Source organism: Streptomyces sp. DI166 (assembly GCF_900091315.1).
GTDB classification, from domain to species: Bacteria; Actinomycetota; Actinomycetes; order Streptomycetales; family Streptomycetaceae; genus Streptomyces; species Streptomyces fuscus.
Window position 1 is genome coordinate 22770 of record NZ_FLSP01000065.1, and the last position, 18148, is coordinate 40917.

Sequence of the window (18148 nt, forward strand, 5' to 3'; positions counted from 1 at the left end):
CCCTTCCCTTCGTCAGAACCGGGGCGGTCTGACACCGCGGACTACGTCCGCCCGGGCGGCGAGCACGTCAGGGAAACGATCCATGGCCTGCGCCTCCTTGGCGAATTCGGGACTGAGGTAGCCGAGCACCCGGTAGATGCTTGCATGGTCGGCCGCGAGATGCCGGTGATGGACGGGCTCGTGGTGCATGACACGGTTGCGCAGCAGAACCAGCGAGGTCAGGTCGCTGTACAGACGCGCACGGGGTCCGCGGTAGTGCGGAAACGCGGAGTTCAGCACGGGCACCCAGAAGTGCCGGTCGTAGCCGGTGCTGAGCAGTGAGACCCAGAAGCCCAGGGTCAGTTCGGCCACCATGTCGTCCGGCGTCGTGCGTCGCAGGCGCCGTCCGCAGGAGCGGCGTGCGCTCTCCACGAGCTGGCGGCCCCGTTCGTTCAACGGCGCGGCCTCCCACCAGTCCGGTCTGCCGTGGTGCCGTACGAGCGCGCCGTGCAGGGCGTTGCGCAGAGCCAGCTCCAGGCAGTGAAGGGGGCCGACCAGTGCGGCCGACACCTCGACGTTCCACCAGTACAGCCGCTCGGCCGCCCGCGCGTCACCGTGCGCGGCACGGATGTAACGGCGCAGTCGCGGCAGAGACAGGTCCCGGGTCATCCACTCGGGTAAGCGCGTACTCATCGATTCCCCCGCTCTGACGCCGCTTGGGGGCGTCGTGCTAATGTGGTTGACGAATGTTCTGGGCCCGCCTCTGCATCGCAAGCCACCCAGAGCACAGCCTCCGGAGCCCCGGTCGCAGGCATGTTGCGACCGGGGCTCCGCGCGTTTCACGGAACCGCGAAGACATACGTCACTGTAGTATCAGCACACACCCGCTGCAAGTGCATTGCCATGCTTGCGATTCTGTTAACCCTCCGCGGGTTAACCGATAACGCTCACAACGACGCCCCCGTGTCACAAGGCACACGGGGGCGCAGCGAACACTCCGAGCCGAAAGGGCTGAACCACCAAGAGTGGGCGGGCCTGCTTGACGCAGGCTCTCCAACGGCGGGCCTACTTGAAGAAGGCGATGCCGTCGTCGGGCATGTCGTCCGGGAGGGCCTTGGCCCAGCGCTCGACGTCCTCGGGGGTGACGACCTTCTTCAGGTGCGCGGACATGTAGGGGCGCAGCTCGACCTCGGGAGTCTGCTTCTCGCCGACCCACATCAGGTCGCTCTTGACGTAGCCGTACAGGCGCTTGCCGCCGCTGTAGCCGTCGGAGGCCGCGGTACGGGCGACGGCGTCGGTGACCAGGTCGATCTGCGGCTTCTTGTCGGCCAGCTCGCCGTACCAGATCTCGATGACGCCGCTGTCCCGGGTCATGGTGACCTCGACCTTGCGGTCGGCGTCGATGCGCCAGAAGCCGTGCTCGGACTCCAGGGGCCTGACCTTGTTCCCGTCGTTGTCCAGCACCCAGGTGAGGGAGTGGTACTCCAGGAAGTCCCGGCCGTCGTGGGTGAAGGAGACCTCCTGGCCGAAGTTGCACTTCTCGGCACCGGGGAAGTCGTGCACGCCCGCACCGGCCCAGTTGCCGAGCAGGAAGGCGAGCGGGACGAGGTCCTTGTGGAGGTCGGACGGGATCTCGATCATGAGAGGCGATTCCTAGACGTGGGTCAGCGCTGGCCCTGGTACAGCTTCTTCACGGTCAGGCCGGCGAACGCGAGGACGCCGACGGCGACCAGAACCAGCAGGATCTCGAAGAAGATGATCACGGGTTGCTCCTTGCTGAGCGGTGAGGGCGATGGCACACGGGCCGGCCCCCAGCTTACGCGGCCGGGGGCCGGGACCGGTTCCGAGGTCAGCCCAGCAGCTGGCTCTGCAGGACGACCGTCTGCTGGAAGGGGACGCTCAGGGCCTCCCCCTTGCGGGACTGCACGACGACCGCCAGGACGTCACCCGCGATCAGGTACGCCTGGCGGACCTGTTCGGCGCCGTACGGCTTGGCCTCGGTGTACGCGATCCGCGTGATCTCCGGGACCCTCTTGACCTTCGCGAACTCCTCGTCGAAGTCGGCGTCGCCGCCTCCGCGCACGGTGTAGGAGGGAGCGCCCAGCGGGGCGATGTCGGCGGTCGTCAGCTGCTCGACGACCTCCGCGGTGCCGAAGCGCAGCAGGTAGATCCGGGTGCGGGTGCCGTCCGCGGTGGTCCAGCCGCGGGCCGCGATGTGCCGCAGCCCGTGGTCGACCAGCTTCTGCCCCAGCTCGTCGCGGTGCGCCTTGGCGGGGTACTGCGCCAGGAAGTCCTTCGTCGCCAGCCATCCGTCGTCGCCGCGCAACGCCTTGTCCTCCACCGCCCCCTCGGGCGCGGGCAGCACCAGGGCGCGCAGATCCGCGTGATGGGTACCGGCGGGATTCGCCTCGTCGAACGGCCCGGGGCTTCCCGACGGCAACGGCGGCAGGGTGATCGTCGGGTAGTCCCACCGCCCGTCCGACTCGGTCGCCAGCCCCGGCACGTCGGCCCGCTCCATCTGAGCGATGCCGTACGCCGAGCCCCCGCCAAGAACACCGAACACAAGCAGGGCAGCCCCCCACCGCAGAGCCCCCCGCAACAGGCGCCGCGCCTTGGGCACCGAAGCGGACGGGTCGACACCTGCGTCCGGCGCCACCGCGAACGGCACAGCGCCGGCGCCCGGTACTACTGCGGACGGGACGACACCTGTACCCGGTGCCGCCCCCGGGCCGAGGCCCGCCCCGGCGGCTGCGCCCGGGGCCTCGCTCGGGCCCGGGACCCCGGCCGGAGCCGGAGCCGGGCCGGCTTCCGGGGCCACCGGGACCGGCCCAGGCGACACCGCCGAAGCCGGTACCTCGGCCAAGGCCGGGTTCTCGACCAGGCTCGGAGCCGTCTCCCGGCTCGGGGCCGCAGCGGGTTCGGGAGCCGTTGCGACTGGCTCAGAGGCCACCGCCGAAGCCAAGGCCGGAGCCGACACGGGAGCCGGGCCGGTGTCCGGGACCGCCGAGGTCGGTTCCTGAGTCGCCTCCTGCCCCGGAGCCGGGCCGGTGTCCGGGACCGCCGAGGTCGGTTCCTGAGTCGCCTCCGAGACTGCCTCCCGGGCCGGGGCAGGCCCTTGGGCCAGGGCCGGGTCCTGGACGGGCTCCTGGGTCGAATTCTGACTCGGGTCCAAGAGCACAGCCGGGCCCGGAGTCTCCTCCGGGGCCGGGCCCCCGGACAGGGCCGGGCTCGGCGCTGGGGGCAGGGCCGGAGCCGGAGCCGTCGGCTCCGAGGCAGTTTCCGGCGTCGCTGCCGCGCCAGGGGCTGGGGCCGGGGCTGCCTCCCGGGCCAGGGCCGGGTCCGGTACGGGCTCCAGGGCCGGGTCCGGTACGGGCTCCAGGGCCGGGTCCGGTACGGGCTCCAGGGCCGGGTCCGGTACGGGCTCCTGGGTCGGAGTCTGGCTCGGGTCCAAGGCCACAGCCGGGCCCGGGGCCTCCTCCGGGCCCGGGGCCTCCTCCGGGTCAGGGCCCGAGACCGAGATCGGGTTGGGCTCCGGGTCCGGGGCCGGTGTCACGGGCAGGGCTGTGGACCCCTCCGGGGCCGGGCCCGCCGGAGTCGGGGGCGACGGCTGGGGGGTGGGGGGTTCGGGGGTCATACGCGCTCTCCCGGATCGGCGATGCGGTCGAGTTGGACTCGGAACAGGGTGGCCAGCTCTTCGGTGTCGAGGGGCCGGATGGCGCTCGCCGTGGCGGTGATCAGGACGTTGCCCTGGTGGGCGGTGCAGAACAGGTAGTCCAGGTTCTCGTCCGCCTCCTTCGGTGAGAGGTAGCAGCGGGCGTTCTTGTAGCCCTCGATCTTCGGGCCCGCGCGGAAGAAGTCGAGGGAGCCGAGGAGCTCGCTCTGGAACGTCGAGGTCTCCCGGACCGTCGTGCGGTTCTCCATCTCGGCCAGCACGATGCTCACCGCCGCGGAGTCCTCGCCCTCCGCGAGCACATAGCTGCGCATCGCCATGGCGGTGATCTCCGACCTGTCGATCTGCTTCTCCAGTGCCCGCCGCTGGGTCCGCGGCAGATCACGCAGCGACTCCTTGCGCAGCGCCGCGGCCTGAGCACCGCTGAGCGAGACGTCGGAACCGAACTCGTCGAGGTCGGGGCCGGTCGTCCAGCCGTAGGTGCCGTAGGGCACGAGCCGGCCCGCGAGCCCGGAGGGCGACGGCGTCCCGGTCTCGTCTGAGGACCTCTCGGGCGGGAACTCCCACCGCGGCGCACCCGCGTCCCGGTCGGCGTCCCGCACGGTCAGCACGGTGTGACCGACCCCGGCGACCAGCGCCCCGGCGAGCAGAACGGCCCCCGAGACAGCCAGTACCCGGCGTACGCCGAACCGCTTCTTGACCTCGCTCACAGCCGCTCCATCTGTCGTTCGGCAATGTCGAGGATCGTCTTCCTGGCGATCGGCTCGGAGCCGTAGATCCAGATCTCCATGTTGATGTCCCCGCGCCAGGCGTGCGCCGACGCGCGGTACAGCGGCTCGTAGCCCGGTTCGGTGTCCGGCACGGTGTCGACGTAGGCCGTGCCTTCCTCGGTGCCGGGGATGGTCCAGCTCTTGACGTCCTTGTTCTCGGAGAAGTCGCTCTCCGGGTCGGAGCCGTCGAAGGTCGCCCAGTACTGGTGGTTCTCGACGGCCTTCTTGGCCGCGAGCGTCTCGTCCTGCCGGTGCTGGACCAGGTTGATCTCCACCGTGTACGTGTCCGTCTCCCAGCCGGTGGTGACCGCGCGGCGGAAGTCCGGCGCCATGTTGGCGTACGCCCTGCTGGGGTCGTCGTACATGTTGGCGTAGTCGGCCATGTCCAGCCATTCCACGGGCTCGGTCAGCCAGCCGGCCTTCTGCGCGCCGGCCGGCTTGCGCAGCACCAGCTTGCGCAGATCGCCCTCGGTCCTGACCTGGCGGTCGCGGGATACCGGGAGCGGTTCCGGCGCCTCACCCGCGGCCCGCTTCAGCTCCGGCTGGGACAGCGGCGGCAGCGGCGTCGGCTCACGCTCGGCCTGCACGAGGTAGCCGGCGCAGGTGCCCGCCACCAGACCCAGCACGCCCGCGCCGGTGAGCAGCAGTGCCGTACGACGCCCGCGACGGAGGCGGCGCGGCGCTGCCGACTCCTCCTCTTCGGGTACTTCCAAGGGGTCCCCCCACAGAACTCGTAGCCCGCATTCCGTATGCGCGCGCACAGGAGACCCATGGCCAACGCTCTAGGTTGCAAGCGCCTTGATTACGATTCGGGCATGGCGAAGAAGCTCGTGATCAAGGTGACTGCCGGGGCCGATGCGCCCGAGCGGTGTTCTCAGGCGTTCACGGTGGCGGCGGTGGCCGTGGCCAGTGGGGTCGAGGTGTCGCTGTGGCTGACCGGGGAGTCCGCGTGGTTCGCGCTCCCGGGGAAGGCGGCCGAGTTCGAGCTGCCGCACGCCGCTCCGCTGCCCGACCTGCTGGAGTCGGTCCTCGCGGGCGGGCAGGTCACCCTGTGCACGCAGTGCGCCGCGCGCCGGGACATCACCGAGCAGGACGTCATCGAGGGCGTACGGATCGCGGGCGCGCAGGTGTTCGTACAGGAGGCGCTCGGGGACGGGGCGCAGGCGCTCGTGTACTGACGGGCGGAGCTACGGGCGGCGCTTCTTGCCGTCCAGCTCGTCCCACCACTCGTCGGACTTGGGGTCGCCGGACGGGTCGTCCCACCAGCGGTCGTCCGGGCCCCGCCGGTTGGCGACCATCGCCGCCAGGGGCGGGATCACCATGGCCACCAGGCACATGCCGACGGCCACCGGGACCGACCAGAGGCGTACGACGCCCCAGGCCAGGACGAACAGCGCGATGCAGGTGCCCATCATGGCGAAGTACCGACGACGCCGCCGCGCGTACATACGTCCAGCGTAGGTCCGCAAAGGCGGAAGGGCCGCACCCAGGCGTCCAACCCAGGGGTGCGGCCCTCCGGCCGTTCTCAGGCGTGCCTCAGACCGCGATCGCGACCTCGGCCAGGCCGCCCTGCTGGGCGACGACGGTACGGTCGGCCGTGCCGCCGGGGATCAGCGCACGGACGGTCCAGGTGCCCTCGGCCGCGTAGAAGCGGAACTGGCCCGTGGCGGAGGTGGGGACCTCCGCGGTGAACTCGCCGGTCGAGTCGAGCAGGCGCACGTAACCCTGCACCGGCTCGCCGTCCTTGGTCACCTGGCCCTGGATGGTGGTCTCACCGGGCTTGATCGTCGAGGCGTCGGGGCCGCCGGCCTTCGCTCCGCACATGTTGAACTCCTTGGGGGGTAAAGGTCGGGCGGTCTTACTTGTTGGCGCCGAGCTCGATCGGCACGCCGACGAGGGAGCCGTACTCGGTCCAGGAGCCGTCGTAGTTCTTGACGTTCTCCACGCCGAGCAGCTCGTGCAGCACGAACCAGGTCAGCGCGGAGCGCTCACCGATACGGCAGTAGGCGATGGTGTCCTTGGCGAGGTCCACCTGCTCCTCGGCGTAGAGGGCCTTGAGCTCCTCGTCCGACTTGAAGGTGCCGTCGTCGTTGGCGTTCTTCGACCACGGGATGTTGCGGGCGGTCGGGACGTGGCCCGGACGCTGCGACTGCTCCTGCGGCAGGTGGGCCGGGGCGAGCAGCTTGCCGGAGAACTCGTCGGGCGACCGGACGTCGACCAGGTTCTGCGCGCCGATGGCCGCCACCACGTCGTCGCGGAAGGCGCGGATGGAGGTGTCCTGCGGCTTGGCCTTGTACTCGGTGGTGGGGCGCTCGGGCACCTCGGAGCCGTCGACCAGCTCGCGGGCGTCCAGCTCCCACTTCTTGCGGCCGCCGTCGAGGAGCTTGACGTTCTCGTGGCCGTAGAGCTTGAAGTACCAGTAGGCGTAGGACGCGAACCAGTTGTTGTTGCCGCCGTACAGGACGACCAGCGTGTCGTTGGCGATGCCCTTCTTCGACAGGAGCTTCTCGAAGCCCTCCTGGTCGATGAAGTCACGCCGGACCGGGTCCTGCAGGTCCTTGGTCCAGTCGATGCGGATCGCGTTCTTGATGTGGTTCTTCTCGTAGGCGGACGTGTCCTCGTCCACCTCCACGATCGCGATGTTGTCGTCGTCCAGGTGCTCCTGGAGCCAGTCGGCGTCGACCAGGACGTCGCTGCGGCTCATGCTTTCTCCTCCGGGGCAGTTGCGGGGGCGTGCAGGTGAGAGGGGTGCGCGCGGTGCGTCGGCGCACGGCGGCACGGGTGCCCAGGGCAGGGCGGCGGGGAAATGCGAGGAGTCGGTGCTCTTCGCTCAGAAGGGGCGACAGAGCATGGCGGCGACGCGGCACAGGTCTACTGCCCGCCGCTTCGTGAGATCCGCCTGTCGCTTCATAGCTGCGATCGTAGGGAGGTCCGGGCGCGCATGTCACCGGTGTGTCGTATTTTGAGACGCGATCGTCCGGGATGTGGGATGCGCGCGCCGTCCGGGCCCGTCCCGCAAGGGTTTCGGGGGCGTGTTTTCGCCGCCGCGGCTACGGTGCGGACGGGGGCGTCTCGCCTTTCGGACAGCCGGTGTTCACCAGGGGGTTTCCGCCCCCGTTGGGCCGCCCCGCGCTGGGCCGCCCCGTTGGGCCTTCCTACCCCGCGAGCCGGACGTCGGAACCCTTCACGGTGATGACCACGCCGTCCTTCGCCGCCTCGACCTTGTCCAGCTCGATGCCCCCGGGAAGGCGGTCGATGGCCTGCTGGAAGTCGGTGATGCTGCGCACCCGGTCCTCGGCGAGCGACAGGCCCTTGATCGCGGGCAGGGCGTCGGCGTTGACCCGCACCTTGTTGTTCTCGACGGTCACCGTGCTGAGCACCGACAGCGTGCGGTCGACGGGCAGGACGCCGGCGGCCTTCCCCTGGACCCGTACGGCGACCTTGATCTTGCCGTTGCCGCCGTCGGAGAGGCCGACGACATTGGCCTGCACGCCGGGGACGACCTCGGTGGGCTCCGACTTGGTGGCCTTGAGCAGCTCGTCGTAGGAGATCGTCGCGGTGCCGGTGGCGGAGGCGGCGGTGGCGGAGCTGTAGTCGCCGGAGAAGTGGACGCCCTTCATGTTGGCCCGCAGCCCGTCGATACGGATGGTCTTGCCACCGTCGCCCGTGCTGGCCTCGTAGTCGTCGATGCCGACCTCGACGTCGTCCAGTTCGCCGCTGGCCACCTGGGTGAGGAACGGGAAGCCGTTGATCGACACGTCCGGGGTCGCCGCCAGGTTCTCCGTGGACTTCAGCTTCTCCGCGGCCTCGTCCTCGGCGAAGCCGACGGCGAGACGGTCGGCGAGTACGAACAGGCCACCGAGGACGACGACGATGATCAGCGTTATTCGCAGTGCGCGCATGTTCCGGAGTCCCCCACCTAGGCGGTCACGACGACCGAGTGGCCGCCTCCGGGGAGGGTAACCGGGCGGTGTCCGGGGGCCGCGCGATTGTCGATCACTTGTGACAGGGGGGGCGGGTCGAGAGGCGACTGTCCGCGCCCCCTTCCAGCTCTTCCACCGGTCCCGATCCACAGGTCAGACGGCAATCAGGTCACACCACACGTACTTGCCGGGGCGGCCGTCACGCGACAGTGGCTGCCACCCCCACACATCGGCACAGGCCCGCACCAGGGCCAGCCCTCTCCCCTCTTCCTCCACCCCGCCCAGCCGCTCCCACTTCTCCGGCGGGTCCGGAGGCGCGGGGTCGGCGTCCCACGCCCCGATCCGCAGCACCCCGGCCGACCACCGGACACGCAGAGCGGCGGGTCCCGCCGTATGCCGTACGGAGTTGGAGACCAGCTCCGCCCCGACCAACTCGGCGGAGTCCACCAGCCGGATCAGGCCATGGACGGTCAGGATCAGGCGCAGGGTACGGCGACATACGGGAACGGCTCGGGGGTCGTGGGGGATGTGGAGGGTGTACTCCCAGGGTTCGGGCTCGTTTTCCGGCATGGGTGAACTCCTGTTGGGCGTAGGAGAGTTGGCTGGTGCTGCGAGGTGCGCGGGACGGTGTCATTGCCGCAGCCGCCACGGCAGGACGGAGCGGTGCGCTTCCGGACTCCGGCATCTCGCAGAGTGCTCGTCGCGTCACCGACCGTAGGTCCTAAATTTAGGCTCACGCAAGCCGTTGTCGTAATCTTGCGCCCGAACGAGTCGCTGCCTCCCGGTCGTTGGAGGCAAGGAGGAAGAGATGACGCGTCGGCGCCGTCCCACCGCACGCCAGGTCCGTCTGGGCGCTGAGCTGCGCAAACTACGCGAGGCCGCAGGACTCAAGGCGCGGGAGGCCGCGGCGCTGCTGGGGGCCGATTCCGTCCAGATGAGCCAGATCGAGTCCGGCATCGCTGGGGTGAGCGAGGCCCGTGTACGGCGTCTCGCCGCCCACTATTCCTGCGCGGACAGGGAGTTGGTCGACGCCCTGGTCGCGATGGCCACGGAGCGGGCGCGCGGCTGGTGGGAGTCGTACCGGGATGATCTGCCAACGGCGTTTCTCGACCTGCCCGAGCTTGAACACCACGCCCGATACCGATGGGACGCCGATTTCCTGCACGTCCCTGGCCTTCTGCAGACCGAGGACTACGCTCGGGCGCTCTTCGCCTTCGTCAACCCGGAGTTCCCGGAGAGCGACGTGGAGCGCTGGGTGGAACACCGGATGAAGCGCAGGATCATCATCGAGCGGCCCGACCCAGTCCCCTACGAAGCGTTGATCCACGAGGCCGCCCTGCGTATCAGGGTCGGCACGCGAGCCGACGCACGGGCGCAACTCGCCCGCATCGTCGAACTCTCCGAGGCCGATCACGTCACGGTCCGGGTCCTCCCGTTCGAACTGGACGGCTTCGGCGGGGCCGGGAGTGCCATGGTCTACGCGGGCGGCCCAGTCCCCGCGCTGGACACCATGGTCCGCGACAGCCCCAACGGGCCGGTCTTCATCGATGCCGCAGCGCAACTCGCCCGCTATCGAGCGCTCTTCCGTAGGGTGGAGGCGATGTCACTCGAACCCGCTCGTTCGCGTGACTTCATCCACCAGCTGACGAAGGAGCTGTGAGGACGTGCTCACCCCCGACACCTGGACGAAGTCGTCCTTCTCCGGCGGCGGCCAGGGCGATGCCTGCGTAGAGCTGGCGCGCCTCGGGACAAGGGTCGCCATACGCGACTCCAAGGACCGCGCCCGCGCCCCCCTCTCCCTCCCCGCCGACGTCTTCACCGCGTTCATCTCAGGTCTCAAGACCGACGCCCGAGAGCCCCGCGCCTGACCCTGCGGGGGCTGTTAACCCAGCCCCCGGCCCAGCACGTACACCAGGGGTGCCGCCGCTGCCAGGGGCAGGGCCACGCCCGCTGTGAAGTGGACGAACCTGGACGGGTAGTCGTAGCTCGCGACCCGGTGGCCGATCAGGGCGCAGGCCGCTGCCGCGGCGCCCAGCAGGGCGCCCTCCGTGCCCGCGTCCGTCATCCCGCCCACCGCGATGCCCGCGCCCGCCCCGGCGAGCAGGGAGACCACCACCGACGCCGGGGTCGGCAGGGGAAGGGCCCGGGCGAGGACGGCCACCGCCACGGCCACCGCGCCCACGGTCACCGCGTCCGGCTTGGCCGCCAGATAGCCCGCCGCCACGATCGCCAGCGCCGCCGACACGACCGTCGCCATCAGGCCGTACATACGCTCGTCCGGGTCGGCGTGGGAGCGGAGCTGGAGGACCAGGACGAGGAGGACCCAGACGCCGAGGGTGCCGAGGATCGCCGCGGGGGTCCGGTCGGCGGCGAGCAGGGCGACGTCCGCCGTGAGCGCGCCCGCGAAGGCGAGCGCGATGCCCTGGCGGGCGGGCCACATGCCGTTCAGCCGGAACCAGCCGGCCGCGGTGACACCCTGGAGGATCACCAGCGGGGCGAGCAGCGCCCAGGTGCCGACCGCCGCCGTGCCCGCCAGCAGCAGGCCGAGCAGCGCCGTCAGCGCCGCCGGCTGCATACCGGGCTCGATGATCGGGGAGCGGCCCTCGGCGCGGGCCCGCTGTGCGTCGGTGACGCGGGTGTTGCCGCCGAGCGTGGGCGGTCCGTAGTCCGACGCGTCGGGCGCGGCCGGAGCCGGGGCGGGTACCGGTGGCACCGCCTGCGGCTCGTACCCCTCGTACCCCTGCTGCGGCAGGTACGCCGTCTCCGCCGCCGACACCGGTGCCTGGACCTGGGTCTCCCAGGTCTGCCCCGCCCACTGCTGGGTGTACTGCGGGTCCTCGTAACCCTGCTGCTGCCACCCCTGCTGCGGTTGCTGCCCGTAGGGGTCGTAGCCGCCCTGATACGGCTGGTTGGTCATCGTCACCCTCCTGCGAACGGCGGGAGCACCTCGACCGTGCCGCCGTCGGCCAGCCGTACCGTCTCATGCCCGCGGGTGCCCACGGGGTCACCGTCGATGAGGAAGGAGCATCGCTGCAGGACGCGCACCAGTTCCCCGGGGTGTCGCTCGCGCACCGCGGTGAGCGCGTCGGCGAGCGTGGCCGCGTCGTACGCCTCCTCGGCGACCCCGGCCGCGGCCTTCGCGGCGGCCCAGTAGCGCACCGTGACCTTTGCCATCCCGTCCCTCAGTCCTTCGACTCTCAGCCGCTGCGGGCTGTCGACAGGGCCAGGCTAGCCCGCCCGGCGGACAGCCCAGCTACCGATACGGGCCAGGAGCTCCTCACCGGCCGCGTTCTCGGCGTGGCCCATGCCCGGCTCCAGCCAGAGTTCGCCGTGCTCGCCCGCGGCCTCGGCGAGCATCCGGGGGTGGTCGAGCGGGAAGTAGCCGTCCCGGTCGCCGTGGACGATCAGCAGCGGGGTGGGGGCGATGAGCGGCACCGACTCCACCGGGGAGAGCGGGACCGGGTCCCAGTCGCGGTGGTGGATGCGGGTCCTGAGGCCGTACCGGCTCAGCAGGCGGCCCCCGCGCCGGGTTACCAGCCAGTGGACGCGGCGCATAGGTGCCGTGCCCCGGTAGTACCAACGGGCGGGGGCACTGACCGAAACCACCGCGTCCGTACGCGCCTCCGTGCGCCCCTCGTGCCGCGGCCCGTACAGCGCCGCGTGCCGCAGCACCACGGAGCCGCCCATGGAGAAACCGACGGTCACCACGCGCGCGTGCCCGAGCCCCCGCGCCCACTCCACGGCGGCCGCCAGATCGAGTACCTCTTTGTCGCCCACGGTGGACCGTCCGCCGGAGCGTCCGTGGCCGCGGAAGGAGAACGTGACCACGCCCCCGTACTGCGCGAACGCCCTCGCCACCCGCCGCACATACGGCCGGTCCACATCGCCGGTGAATCCGTGGGCGATCACGAACACAAGGTCACGCGAAGGTGCACTTTCGGTTTTGTATACGACCGCACTCGGGTCGTATACGGAATCGATCGACACCCCGTCTTTAGTGCGCAGAAACGTCCGTATAGCGGCCTGTCTGCTCGTCTCAGAATTCGGAACGGGCGTCGAACGCGCCACATGACCTGCCCGACCAGTGCTCATGTGGGCTATTCTGCTGGGCAGAGGACTCGGGCAGCGTAGCCCCCGGGTCCTTTTGTGCTTTCGGAAGCGTTGTATACGACGCGGGAAACCGCAGGTGTACGGGCCCCGGGATCGCAGAGCAAATCCGCTGTGCTTGCAAACGTCCTCGCAGGGACCGAGGAGGAACCAGACGTATGAGTTCTCTGCTGCTCCTGACCAATGCCCTCCAGCCGTCGACGGAGGTGCTCCCGGCCCTCGGCCTGCTCCTGCACAACGTGCGGGTCGCCCCCGCCGAAGGCCCCGCACTCGTCGACACCCCCGGCGCCGACGTCATCCTCATCGACGGCCGCCGCGACCTGCCCCAGGTGCGCAGCCTGTGTCAGCTGCTGCGCTCCACCGGGCCCGGCTGTCCGCTCATCCTGGTCGTCACCGAGGGCGGCCTCGCCGCCGTCACCGCCGACTGGGGCATCGACGACGTCCTGCTCGACACCGCCGGTCCCGCGGAGGTGGAGGCCCGGCTGCGGCTGGCCATGGGCAGGCAGCAGATCGTCAACGACGACTCCCCCATGGAGATCCGCAACGGCGACCTCTCCGTGGACGAGGCCACCTACAGCGCCAAGCTCAAGGGCCGGGTCCTGGACCTGACCTTCAAGGAGTTCGAGCTCCTGAAGTACCTCGCCCAGCACCCCGGCCGGGTCTTCACCCGCGCCCAGTTGCTCCAGGAGGTCTGGGGCTACGACTACTTCGGCGGCACCCGAACGGTCGATGTGCACGTACGGCGGCTGCGCGCCAAGCTCGGCCCCGAGCACGAGTCCTTGATCGGAACCGTCCGGAACGTGGGTTATCGATTCGTTACGCCGGAAAAGCCCGAGCGTCCCGCCGAGGAGGCCCGCACCGGCTCCGCCCGGTCAAAGGCGGCGGATACGGACGAGACGGCGGTCCTGGACGGCGTGGAGGTCAGCGCGGATGCGTAACGCGCTCCCACAGCGCTCGGGCGGGGAGTGTGCGGGCGCCCGCACGCCCTGCCCAGAGCGGGTATATCCGCGTAGACTCCGCGCGTGGCCAAGGTAACCAGGGATGATGTGGCGCGGCTGGCAGGGACCTCCACTGCCGTCGTCAGCTACGTCATCAACAACGGACCCCGGCCGGTCGCACCGGCCACGCGCGAGCGCGTCCTCGCCGCGATCAAGGAGCTGGGGTACCGGCCGGACCGTGTCGCGCAGGCCATGGCCTCGCGCCGCACGGACCTCATAGGCCTGATCATCCCGGACGCCCGCCAGCCCTTCTTCGGCGAGATGGCGCACGCGGTCGAACAGGCCGCCTCCGAGCGCGGGAAGATGGTCCTGGTCGGCAACACCGACTACGTCGGCGAACGCGAGGTCCACTACCTGCGCGCCTTCCTCGGCATGCGGGTCTCCGGTCTGATCCTGGTCAGCCACGCGCTGAACGACCTGGCCGCGGCGGAGATCGACGCCTGGGACGCCCGCGTGGTGCTGCTGCACGAACGCCCCGAGGCGATCGACGACGTCGCCGTCGTCACCGACGACCTCGGCGGCGCCCAGCTCGCCGTGCGCCATCTGCTGGAGCACGGCTACGAGTACGTGGCCTGTATGGGCGGTACGGCCGAGACGCCGTCCGTCGGCGACCCGGTCTCCGACCACGTCGAGGGCTGGAAGCGCGCCATGGAGGAGGCCGGTGTCGACACCGAGGGACGGCTGTTCGAGGCGCCCTACAACCGGTACGACGCCTACCGCATAGCGCTGGACCTCCTCGCCGGGCCCAAGAAGCCCCCGGCCATCTTCTGCTCCACCGACGACCAGGCGCTGGGCGTGCTGCGCGCGGCCCGCGAACTGCGTATCGACGTGCCGGGCGAGCTGGCGGTCGCCGGGTTCGACGACATCAAGGAAGCGGACCTGGCCGATCCGCCGCTGACCACGGTCGCCAGCGACCGCTCCGCGATGGCGCGGGCCGCGGTGGACCTGGTCCTGGACGACGGCCTGCGCGTGGCGGGCTCGCGCCGGGAGCGGCTGAAGGTGTTCCCGTCGCGGTTGGTCGTACGGCAGTCCTGCGGCTGCGCGTAGCCGCCGCCCGGCAGTCGGCCGGTTGCCGTCTGGGGCGGGTCTTTATATCGGGCATACGAGGTTCTGCCGGGCTTCTCAGGCGGCACTCAGCAAGCTCTCATGGTCGGGCGACAGGCTCATGGACATGACCGAGAGCTTCCGCCGTGAGGGCGACTACGAGCAGAGTTCACCGTCCCAGAACCCGTACCCGCACACCCCGGTGAGCGCCCCCGTGAACCCGGAGTGGCCTCCGCCGCCGGCCCATGAGCCCACCGTCGGTGTTACCGGCCACGCCATGCCTAGGAAGCGGACCCGGGGCCCCGTCGCCCTGCTGGCCGCCGTCGCGCTCGTCGCCGCGGCCGTCGGCGGCGGTACCGCCTACGCCGTCCAGGAACTCTCCGGCAGCGACACCGTCGCCTCCTCCACCACGACCAACGTGGTGCCCTCCAGCAAGAAGGGCGACATCGCGGCCATCGCCGAGGCGGTCAGCCCGAGCATCGTGGAGATCAGCGCCACCTCCAACTCCGGTCAGTCCACCGGCTCCGGCGTGATCATCACCAGCGACGGCGAGATCGTCACCAACAACCACGTCATCTCCGGCGCCTCCTCGATCAAGGTGACGACCAGTGACGGCAAGGAGTACACCGCCGAGGTCGTCGGCACCGACAGCAGCAAGGACCTCGCGCTGATCAAGCTGCAGAACGCCTCCGGGCTGAAGGCGGCGAGCCTCGGCGACTCCGACGCGGTGCAGGTCGGCGACACCGTCGTGGCGATCGGCTCGCCCGAGGGCCTGACCGGCACCGTGACCAGCGGCATCGTCTCGGCGCTTGACCGCGATGTCACCGTCTCCACCGGCGAGGGGCAGCAGCAACAGCAGCCGGACGGCGGCTGGCCGTTCGAGTTCGGCGGCCAGGAGTTCAACGGCGACACCGGCTCGTCCACGACGACGTACAAGGCGATCCAGACGGACGCGTCCCTGAACCCGGGCAACTCCGGCGGCGCGCTGATCGACATGAACGGGAACATCATCGGCATCAACTCCGCGATGTACTCCTCCGCCTCGTCCTCCGCGGACGCCGGCAGCGTGGGCCTCGGGTTCGCCATCCCGATCGACACCGTCAAGTCCGACCTCGCCCAGCTGCGCGCGGGCCAGCAGAACTGAGGGGTACGACATGATCACGCAGGTCTCCCGCACGGCGAGCGACACCGACCCGGCGAGCTTCGCGGCGGCGCTGGAGGTGGCGTACGAGCTGCACCGGCCGACCGCGGGCCGGGCGCCGGAGCTGGCCACCGGCCGTACGACGGCACACCGCCGCGGCCGTGGCCGTAGCACGCGCACCGCGCGCACCGCGCCCGCGGCCGACGTGCGACGCTGAAGTCGTTGCCGAACCGACCCTTCCGCACCCGAGGAACCCGAAGCCCATGAGCCCCGCCGATGGCGACCGTGACCCCCAGCGCATCCTGATCGTCGACGACGAGCCGGCGGTGCGCGAAGCACTCCAGCGCAGCCTCGCCTTCGAGGGGTACGCCACGGAGGTGGCCGTGGACGGCGCCGACGCCCTGGAGAAGGCCGCCGTCTACCGCCCCGACCTGGTGGTCCTCGACATCCAGATGCCCCGCATGGACGGTCTGACCACCGCCCGCCGCATCCGCGGGGCGGGCGACACGACCCCGATCCTGATGCTGACGGCCCGCGACACGGTGGGCGACCGGGTGACGGGACTGGACGCCGGGGCCGACGACTACCTGGTCAAGCCGTTCGAGCTGGACGAGCTGTTCGCACGGGTACGGGCCCTGCTGCGGCGCAGCTCCTACGCGGCGGCAGCCGTAGCGGCGGTCGAGGACGACGACGTACTCACCTTCGCCGACCTGCGCATGAACCTGGCGACGCGGGAGGTGACCCGGGGCGAGCGGCAGGTGGAGCTGACCCGGACCGAGTTCACCCTGCTGGAGATGTTCATGGCGCACCCGCGCCAGGTCCTCACCCGCGAGCAGATCCTGAAGGCCGTGTGGGGCTTCGACTTCGAGCCGTCGTCGAACTCCCTCGACGTGTACGTGATGTACCTGCGCCGCAAGACGGAGGCGGGCGGCGAGCCCCGCCTCGTGCACACCGTGCGCGGCGTCGGCTATGTCCTGCGGCAGGGCGGCGCGGAGTGAGCAGGTTCTTCCGCGGGTTCCGTGCGCTGCCGATCCGGTCCCGGCTGGCGCTGCTGGTGGCGGCGGCGGTGGCGTTCGCGGTGGCGGCGGTGTCGGTGACCTGCTGGTTCATTGTGCAGGGGAAGCTGTACGAGCAGGTGGAGGACGACCTCACCAAGGCGGCGATCGTGACGCGCGCCCAGGTGGAGAACGCCCTCAGCCGCTGCACGGACATCCCGTACGGCCCCCGCTTCTTCGCCAACTACTCCCAGGTGGTTACGGAGGACGGGACCGTCTGCCTGCTCGGCGGCGCGGTGTCCCCGGTGAAGGTGACCGACTCGGACACGGACACCATCGAGAACGGGAAGATCGGCGAACTCTACTTCCGCAACGGCACGACCGAGGACGGAGCGGACGTCCGCGTCCTGATCAGGCCGCTCGGCACCACGCCCACCAGTACGGGGGACCCCGGACCGAACATCGGCCTGATCGTGGCCGCACCCCTGAAGAGCACCCAGGAAACCCTCAAGGACCTCGCCCTCATCCTCCTCCTGGTCGGCGGCGTGGGAGTCATCGGCGCCGGGGCCGCCGGACTCGCGGTGGCGCGGGCGGGCCTGCGTCCCGTGGACAAGCTGACCGAGGCCGTCGAGCACGTGGCCAGGACCGAGGACCTGAACGTCCGCATCCCCGTGGAGGAGGAGTCGGAGGACGAGGTGGCCCGCCTGTCCCGTTCCTTCAACTCCATGACATCGGCCCTGGCCAGCTCCCGCGAACTGCAACAGCAGCTGATCGCGGACGCGGGCCACGAACTGCGCACCCCCCTGACCTCCCTGCGCACCAACATCGAGCTGCTGACCCGCAGCGAGGAGACCGGCCGCCCCCTGCCCGAGGCGGACCGCAAGGCACTGCTGGCCTCGGTGAAGGCGCAGATGACGGAACTGGCGGCGCTGATCGGCGACTTGCAGGAGCTGTCCCGTTCGGAGGGACAGCGCGGTGAGCGCGTCCAGGTGGTCTCGCTGGAGGAAACCGTCGAGGCCGCCCTGCGCCGCGCCCGCCTGCGCGGACAGGAACTGACCATCACGGCCGACCTGACGCCCTGGTACGTCCGCGCGGAACCGGCGGCCCTGGAGCGCGCCGTGGTCAACCTGCTCGACAACGCGGTGAAGTTCAGCCCCGGGGGCGGCACGATCGAGGTGCGGCTGGCCGAGGGCGTACTGACGGTGCGCGACCACGGTCCGGGTATCCCCACCGATGAACTCCCGTACGTCTTCGACCGTTTCTGGCGCTCCCCGAGTGCGCGTGCCCTGCCCGGCTCGGGCCTCGGTCTGTCGATCGTGGCCCGGACGGTCCAGCAGGCGGGGGGCAGGGTGACGCTGGGGACGGCCGAGGGCGGCGGGACGGTGGCGACGGTGCGGCTGCCCGGGGCGCCCACGCCGCCGCCGGAGGTGCCGTAACTCTCCCCGGCAACCTTTTCGCCGCTCGGTGGCGACTGCACGTCGACCCAACCCCCCGTACCGACGGACGAAACGGAGCCGACGA

Annotated in this window: 23 protein-coding genes; 9 read left to right on the forward strand and 14 right to left on the reverse strand. The window is 70.6% G+C overall.

Translation table 11 applies throughout. From position 1 onward, the window contains the following. Positions 1-12: 12 nt before the first annotated feature. From GA0115233_RS27285 to GA0115233_RS27310, 5 genes are all read right to left on the reverse strand, one after another. The gene (locus GA0115233_RS27285; protein WP_093722960.1) at positions 13-672 is read right to left on the reverse strand and encodes a hypothetical protein; all 660 of its coding nucleotides are present in this window, start codon (positions 670-672) and stop codon (positions 13-15) included. Between the two features lie 372 nt (positions 673-1044). Beyond that, on the reverse strand, positions 1045-1620 hold the full coding sequence (locus tag GA0115233_RS27290; RefSeq protein ID WP_093722961.1) for an FABP family protein: 576 nt from the start codon (positions 1618-1620) through the stop codon (positions 1045-1047). Between the two features lie 208 nt (positions 1621-1828). Beyond that, complete coding sequence (locus GA0115233_RS27300) at positions 1829-2542, reverse strand: hypothetical protein (protein WP_369691382.1); 714 nt, start codon at positions 2540-2542, stop codon at positions 1829-1831. A 1067-nt stretch (positions 2543-3609) separates the two neighbouring features. Next, complete coding sequence (locus GA0115233_RS27305) at positions 3610-4359, reverse strand: hypothetical protein (protein WP_093722963.1); 750 nt, start codon at positions 4357-4359, stop codon at positions 3610-3612. Continuing rightward, positions 4356-5132, reverse strand: a complete 777-nt coding sequence (locus GA0115233_RS27310) for a hypothetical protein (RefSeq protein WP_093722964.1) — start codon at positions 5130-5132, stop codon at positions 4356-4358. Before GA0115233_RS27310 ends, GA0115233_RS27305 begins: the two co-directional genes overlap by 4 nt. Before the next feature lie 102 nt (positions 5133-5234). Here GA0115233_RS27310 and GA0115233_RS27315 point away from each other — a divergent pair, with 102 nt between their 5' ends. Next, on the forward strand, positions 5235-5597 hold the full coding sequence (locus GA0115233_RS27315; protein WP_093722990.1) for a DsrE family protein: 363 nt from the start codon (positions 5235-5237) through the stop codon (positions 5595-5597). 9 nt (positions 5598-5606) lie between these two features. Here the strand turns inward: GA0115233_RS27315 and GA0115233_RS27320 are convergent, their stop codons facing one another. The 6 genes from GA0115233_RS27320 to GA0115233_RS27345 all read right to left on the reverse strand — a co-directional run bounded on the left by GA0115233_RS27320 (position 5607) and on the right by GA0115233_RS27345 (position 8912). Continuing rightward, the gene (locus GA0115233_RS27320) at positions 5607-5867 is read right to left on the reverse strand and encodes a DUF3099 domain-containing protein (RefSeq protein WP_093722965.1); all 261 of its coding nucleotides are present in this window, start codon (positions 5865-5867) and stop codon (positions 5607-5609) included. Positions 5868-5955: 88 nt separating this feature from the next. After that, positions 5956-6243: a DUF1416 domain-containing protein gene (locus tag GA0115233_RS27325; protein WP_093722966.1), complete on the reverse strand. Its 288-nt coding sequence runs from the start codon at positions 6241-6243 to the stop codon at positions 5956-5958. A gap of 34 nt (positions 6244-6277) precedes the next feature. Further along, entirely contained in the window at positions 6278-7123 is an 846-nt protein-coding gene (locus GA0115233_RS27330) for a sulfurtransferase (RefSeq protein ID WP_093722967.1), read from the reverse strand. A 126-nt stretch (positions 7124-7249) separates the two neighbouring features. Then, positions 7250-7330, reverse strand: coding sequence for an Ms5788A family Cys-rich leader peptide (locus tag GA0115233_RS42430; RefSeq protein ID WP_350751515.1), 81 nt, complete (start codon positions 7328-7330; stop codon positions 7250-7252). 244 nt (positions 7331-7574) lie between these two features. Next, a complete protein-coding gene (locus GA0115233_RS27340; RefSeq protein ID WP_093722968.1) occupies positions 7575-8321 on the reverse strand; it encodes an LmeA family phospholipid-binding protein in 747 nt (248 codons plus the stop codon). Between the two features lie 174 nt (positions 8322-8495). After that, complete coding sequence (locus GA0115233_RS27345) at positions 8496-8912, reverse strand: ATP-binding protein (RefSeq protein ID WP_093722969.1); 417 nt, start codon at positions 8910-8912, stop codon at positions 8496-8498. 238 nt (positions 8913-9150) lie between these two features. Here GA0115233_RS27345 and GA0115233_RS27350 point away from each other — a divergent pair, with 238 nt between their 5' ends. Both GA0115233_RS27350 and GA0115233_RS27355 read left to right on the forward strand, forming a co-directional pair. Continuing rightward, positions 9151-10002 (forward strand): helix-turn-helix domain-containing protein, encoded by an 852-nt coding sequence (locus tag GA0115233_RS27350; RefSeq protein WP_093722970.1) that lies wholly within the window; start codon positions 9151-9153, stop codon positions 10000-10002. A 4-nt stretch (positions 10003-10006) separates the two neighbouring features. Beyond that, a complete protein-coding gene (locus tag GA0115233_RS27355; RefSeq protein WP_093722971.1) occupies positions 10007-10210 on the forward strand; it encodes a DUF397 domain-containing protein in 204 nt (67 codons plus the stop codon). A gap of 14 nt (positions 10211-10224) precedes the next feature. Here GA0115233_RS27355 and GA0115233_RS27360 read toward each other — a convergent pair whose 3' ends face one another. The 3 genes from GA0115233_RS27360 to GA0115233_RS27370 are packed head-to-tail and all read right to left on the reverse strand — an operon-like array spanning position 10225 to position 12434. After that, on the reverse strand, positions 10225-11259 hold the full coding sequence (locus GA0115233_RS27360) for a hypothetical protein (protein WP_093722972.1): 1035 nt from the start codon (positions 11257-11259) through the stop codon (positions 10225-10227). 2 nt (positions 11260-11261) lie between these two features. Then, a complete protein-coding gene (locus tag GA0115233_RS27365) occupies positions 11262-11516 on the reverse strand; it encodes a MoaD/ThiS family protein (RefSeq protein WP_093722973.1) in 255 nt (84 codons plus the stop codon). 54 nt (positions 11517-11570) lie between these two features. Further along, positions 11571-12434 (reverse strand): alpha/beta hydrolase, encoded by an 864-nt coding sequence (locus tag GA0115233_RS27370; RefSeq protein WP_176711954.1) that lies wholly within the window; start codon positions 12432-12434, stop codon positions 11571-11573. 173 nt (positions 12435-12607) lie between these two features. Here GA0115233_RS27370 and GA0115233_RS27375 point away from each other — a divergent pair, with 173 nt between their 5' ends. From GA0115233_RS27375 to GA0115233_RS27400, 6 genes are all read left to right on the forward strand, one after another. Further along, complete coding sequence (locus GA0115233_RS27375; RefSeq protein WP_093722975.1) at positions 12608-13387, forward strand: response regulator transcription factor; 780 nt, start codon at positions 12608-12610, stop codon at positions 13385-13387. An 84-nt stretch (positions 13388-13471) separates the two neighbouring features. Continuing rightward, positions 13472-14494 (forward strand): LacI family DNA-binding transcriptional regulator, encoded by a 1023-nt coding sequence (locus tag GA0115233_RS27380; RefSeq protein WP_093722976.1) that lies wholly within the window; start codon positions 13472-13474, stop codon positions 14492-14494. Between the two features lie 118 nt (positions 14495-14612). Continuing rightward, a complete protein-coding gene (locus GA0115233_RS27385) occupies positions 14613-15635 on the forward strand; it encodes a S1C family serine protease (protein WP_093722977.1) in 1023 nt (340 codons plus the stop codon). A gap of 10 nt (positions 15636-15645) precedes the next feature. Continuing rightward, positions 15646-15849: a hypothetical protein gene (locus GA0115233_RS27390; RefSeq protein WP_093722978.1), complete on the forward strand. Its 204-nt coding sequence runs from the start codon at positions 15646-15648 to the stop codon at positions 15847-15849. Positions 15850-15895: 46 nt separating this feature from the next. Next, positions 15896-16630, forward strand: coding sequence for a response regulator transcription factor (locus tag GA0115233_RS27395; protein WP_093722979.1), 735 nt, complete (start codon positions 15896-15898; stop codon positions 16628-16630). Beyond that, positions 16627-18063 carry a HAMP domain-containing sensor histidine kinase gene (locus tag GA0115233_RS27400; RefSeq protein ID WP_093722980.1) on the forward strand — a complete coding sequence of 479 codons (1437 nt, stop codon included), beginning with the start codon at positions 16627-16629 and terminating at the stop codon, positions 18061-18063. The genes GA0115233_RS27395 and GA0115233_RS27400 overlap by 4 nt, the downstream gene beginning before the upstream one ends. The last annotated feature ends 85 nt before the right edge of the window (positions 18064-18148 follow it).

Bases quoted from the DNA above. Each gene is read 5' to 3' on its own strand.
- GA0115233_RS27285 (WP_093722960.1), bottom strand. From the start codon at position 672: ATGAGTACGCGCTTACCCGAGTGGATGACCCGGGACCTGTCTCTGCCG.
- GA0115233_RS27290 (WP_093722961.1), bottom strand. From the start codon at position 1,620: ATGATCGAGATCCCGTCCGACCTCCACAAGGACCTCGTCCCGCTCGCC.
- GA0115233_RS27315 (WP_093722990.1), top strand. From the start codon at position 5,235: ATGGCGAAGAAGCTCGTGATCAAGGTGACTGCCGGGGCCGATGCGCCC.
- GA0115233_RS27320 (WP_093722965.1), bottom strand. From the start codon at position 5,867: ATGTACGCGCGGCGGCGTCGTCGGTACTTCGCCATGATGGGCACCTGC.
- GA0115233_RS27325 (WP_093722966.1), bottom strand. From the start codon at position 6,243: ATGTGCGGAGCGAAGGCCGGCGGCCCCGACGCCTCGACGATCAAGCCC.
- GA0115233_RS27330 (WP_093722967.1), bottom strand. From the start codon at position 7,123: ATGAGCCGCAGCGACGTCCTGGTCGACGCCGACTGGCTCCAGGAGCAC.
- GA0115233_RS42430 (WP_350751515.1), bottom strand. From the start codon at position 7,330: ATGAAGCGACAGGCGGATCTCACGAAGCGGCGGGCAGTAGACCTGTGC.
- GA0115233_RS27340 (WP_093722968.1), bottom strand. From the start codon at position 8,321: ATGCGCGCACTGCGAATAACGCTGATCATCGTCGTCGTCCTCGGTGGC.
- GA0115233_RS27345 (WP_093722969.1), bottom strand. From the start codon at position 8,912: ATGCCGGAAAACGAGCCCGAACCCTGGGAGTACACCCTCCACATCCCC.
- GA0115233_RS27350 (WP_093722970.1), top strand. From the start codon at position 9,151: ATGACGCGTCGGCGCCGTCCCACCGCACGCCAGGTCCGTCTGGGCGCT.
- GA0115233_RS27360 (WP_093722972.1), bottom strand. From the start codon at position 11,259: ATGACCAACCAGCCGTATCAGGGCGGCTACGACCCCTACGGGCAGCAA.
- GA0115233_RS27365 (WP_093722973.1), bottom strand. From the start codon at position 11,516: ATGGCAAAGGTCACGGTGCGCTACTGGGCCGCCGCGAAGGCCGCGGCC.
- GA0115233_RS27370 (WP_176711954.1), bottom strand. From the start codon at position 12,434: ATGAGCACTGGTCGGGCAGGTCATGTGGCGCGTTCGACGCCCGTTCCG.
- GA0115233_RS27375 (WP_093722975.1), top strand. From the start codon at position 12,608: ATGAGTTCTCTGCTGCTCCTGACCAATGCCCTCCAGCCGTCGACGGAG.
- GA0115233_RS27385 (WP_093722977.1), top strand. From the start codon at position 14,613: ATGGACATGACCGAGAGCTTCCGCCGTGAGGGCGACTACGAGCAGAGT.
- GA0115233_RS27390 (WP_093722978.1), top strand. From the start codon at position 15,646: ATGATCACGCAGGTCTCCCGCACGGCGAGCGACACCGACCCGGCGAGC.
- GA0115233_RS27395 (WP_093722979.1), top strand. From the start codon at position 15,896: ATGAGCCCCGCCGATGGCGACCGTGACCCCCAGCGCATCCTGATCGTC.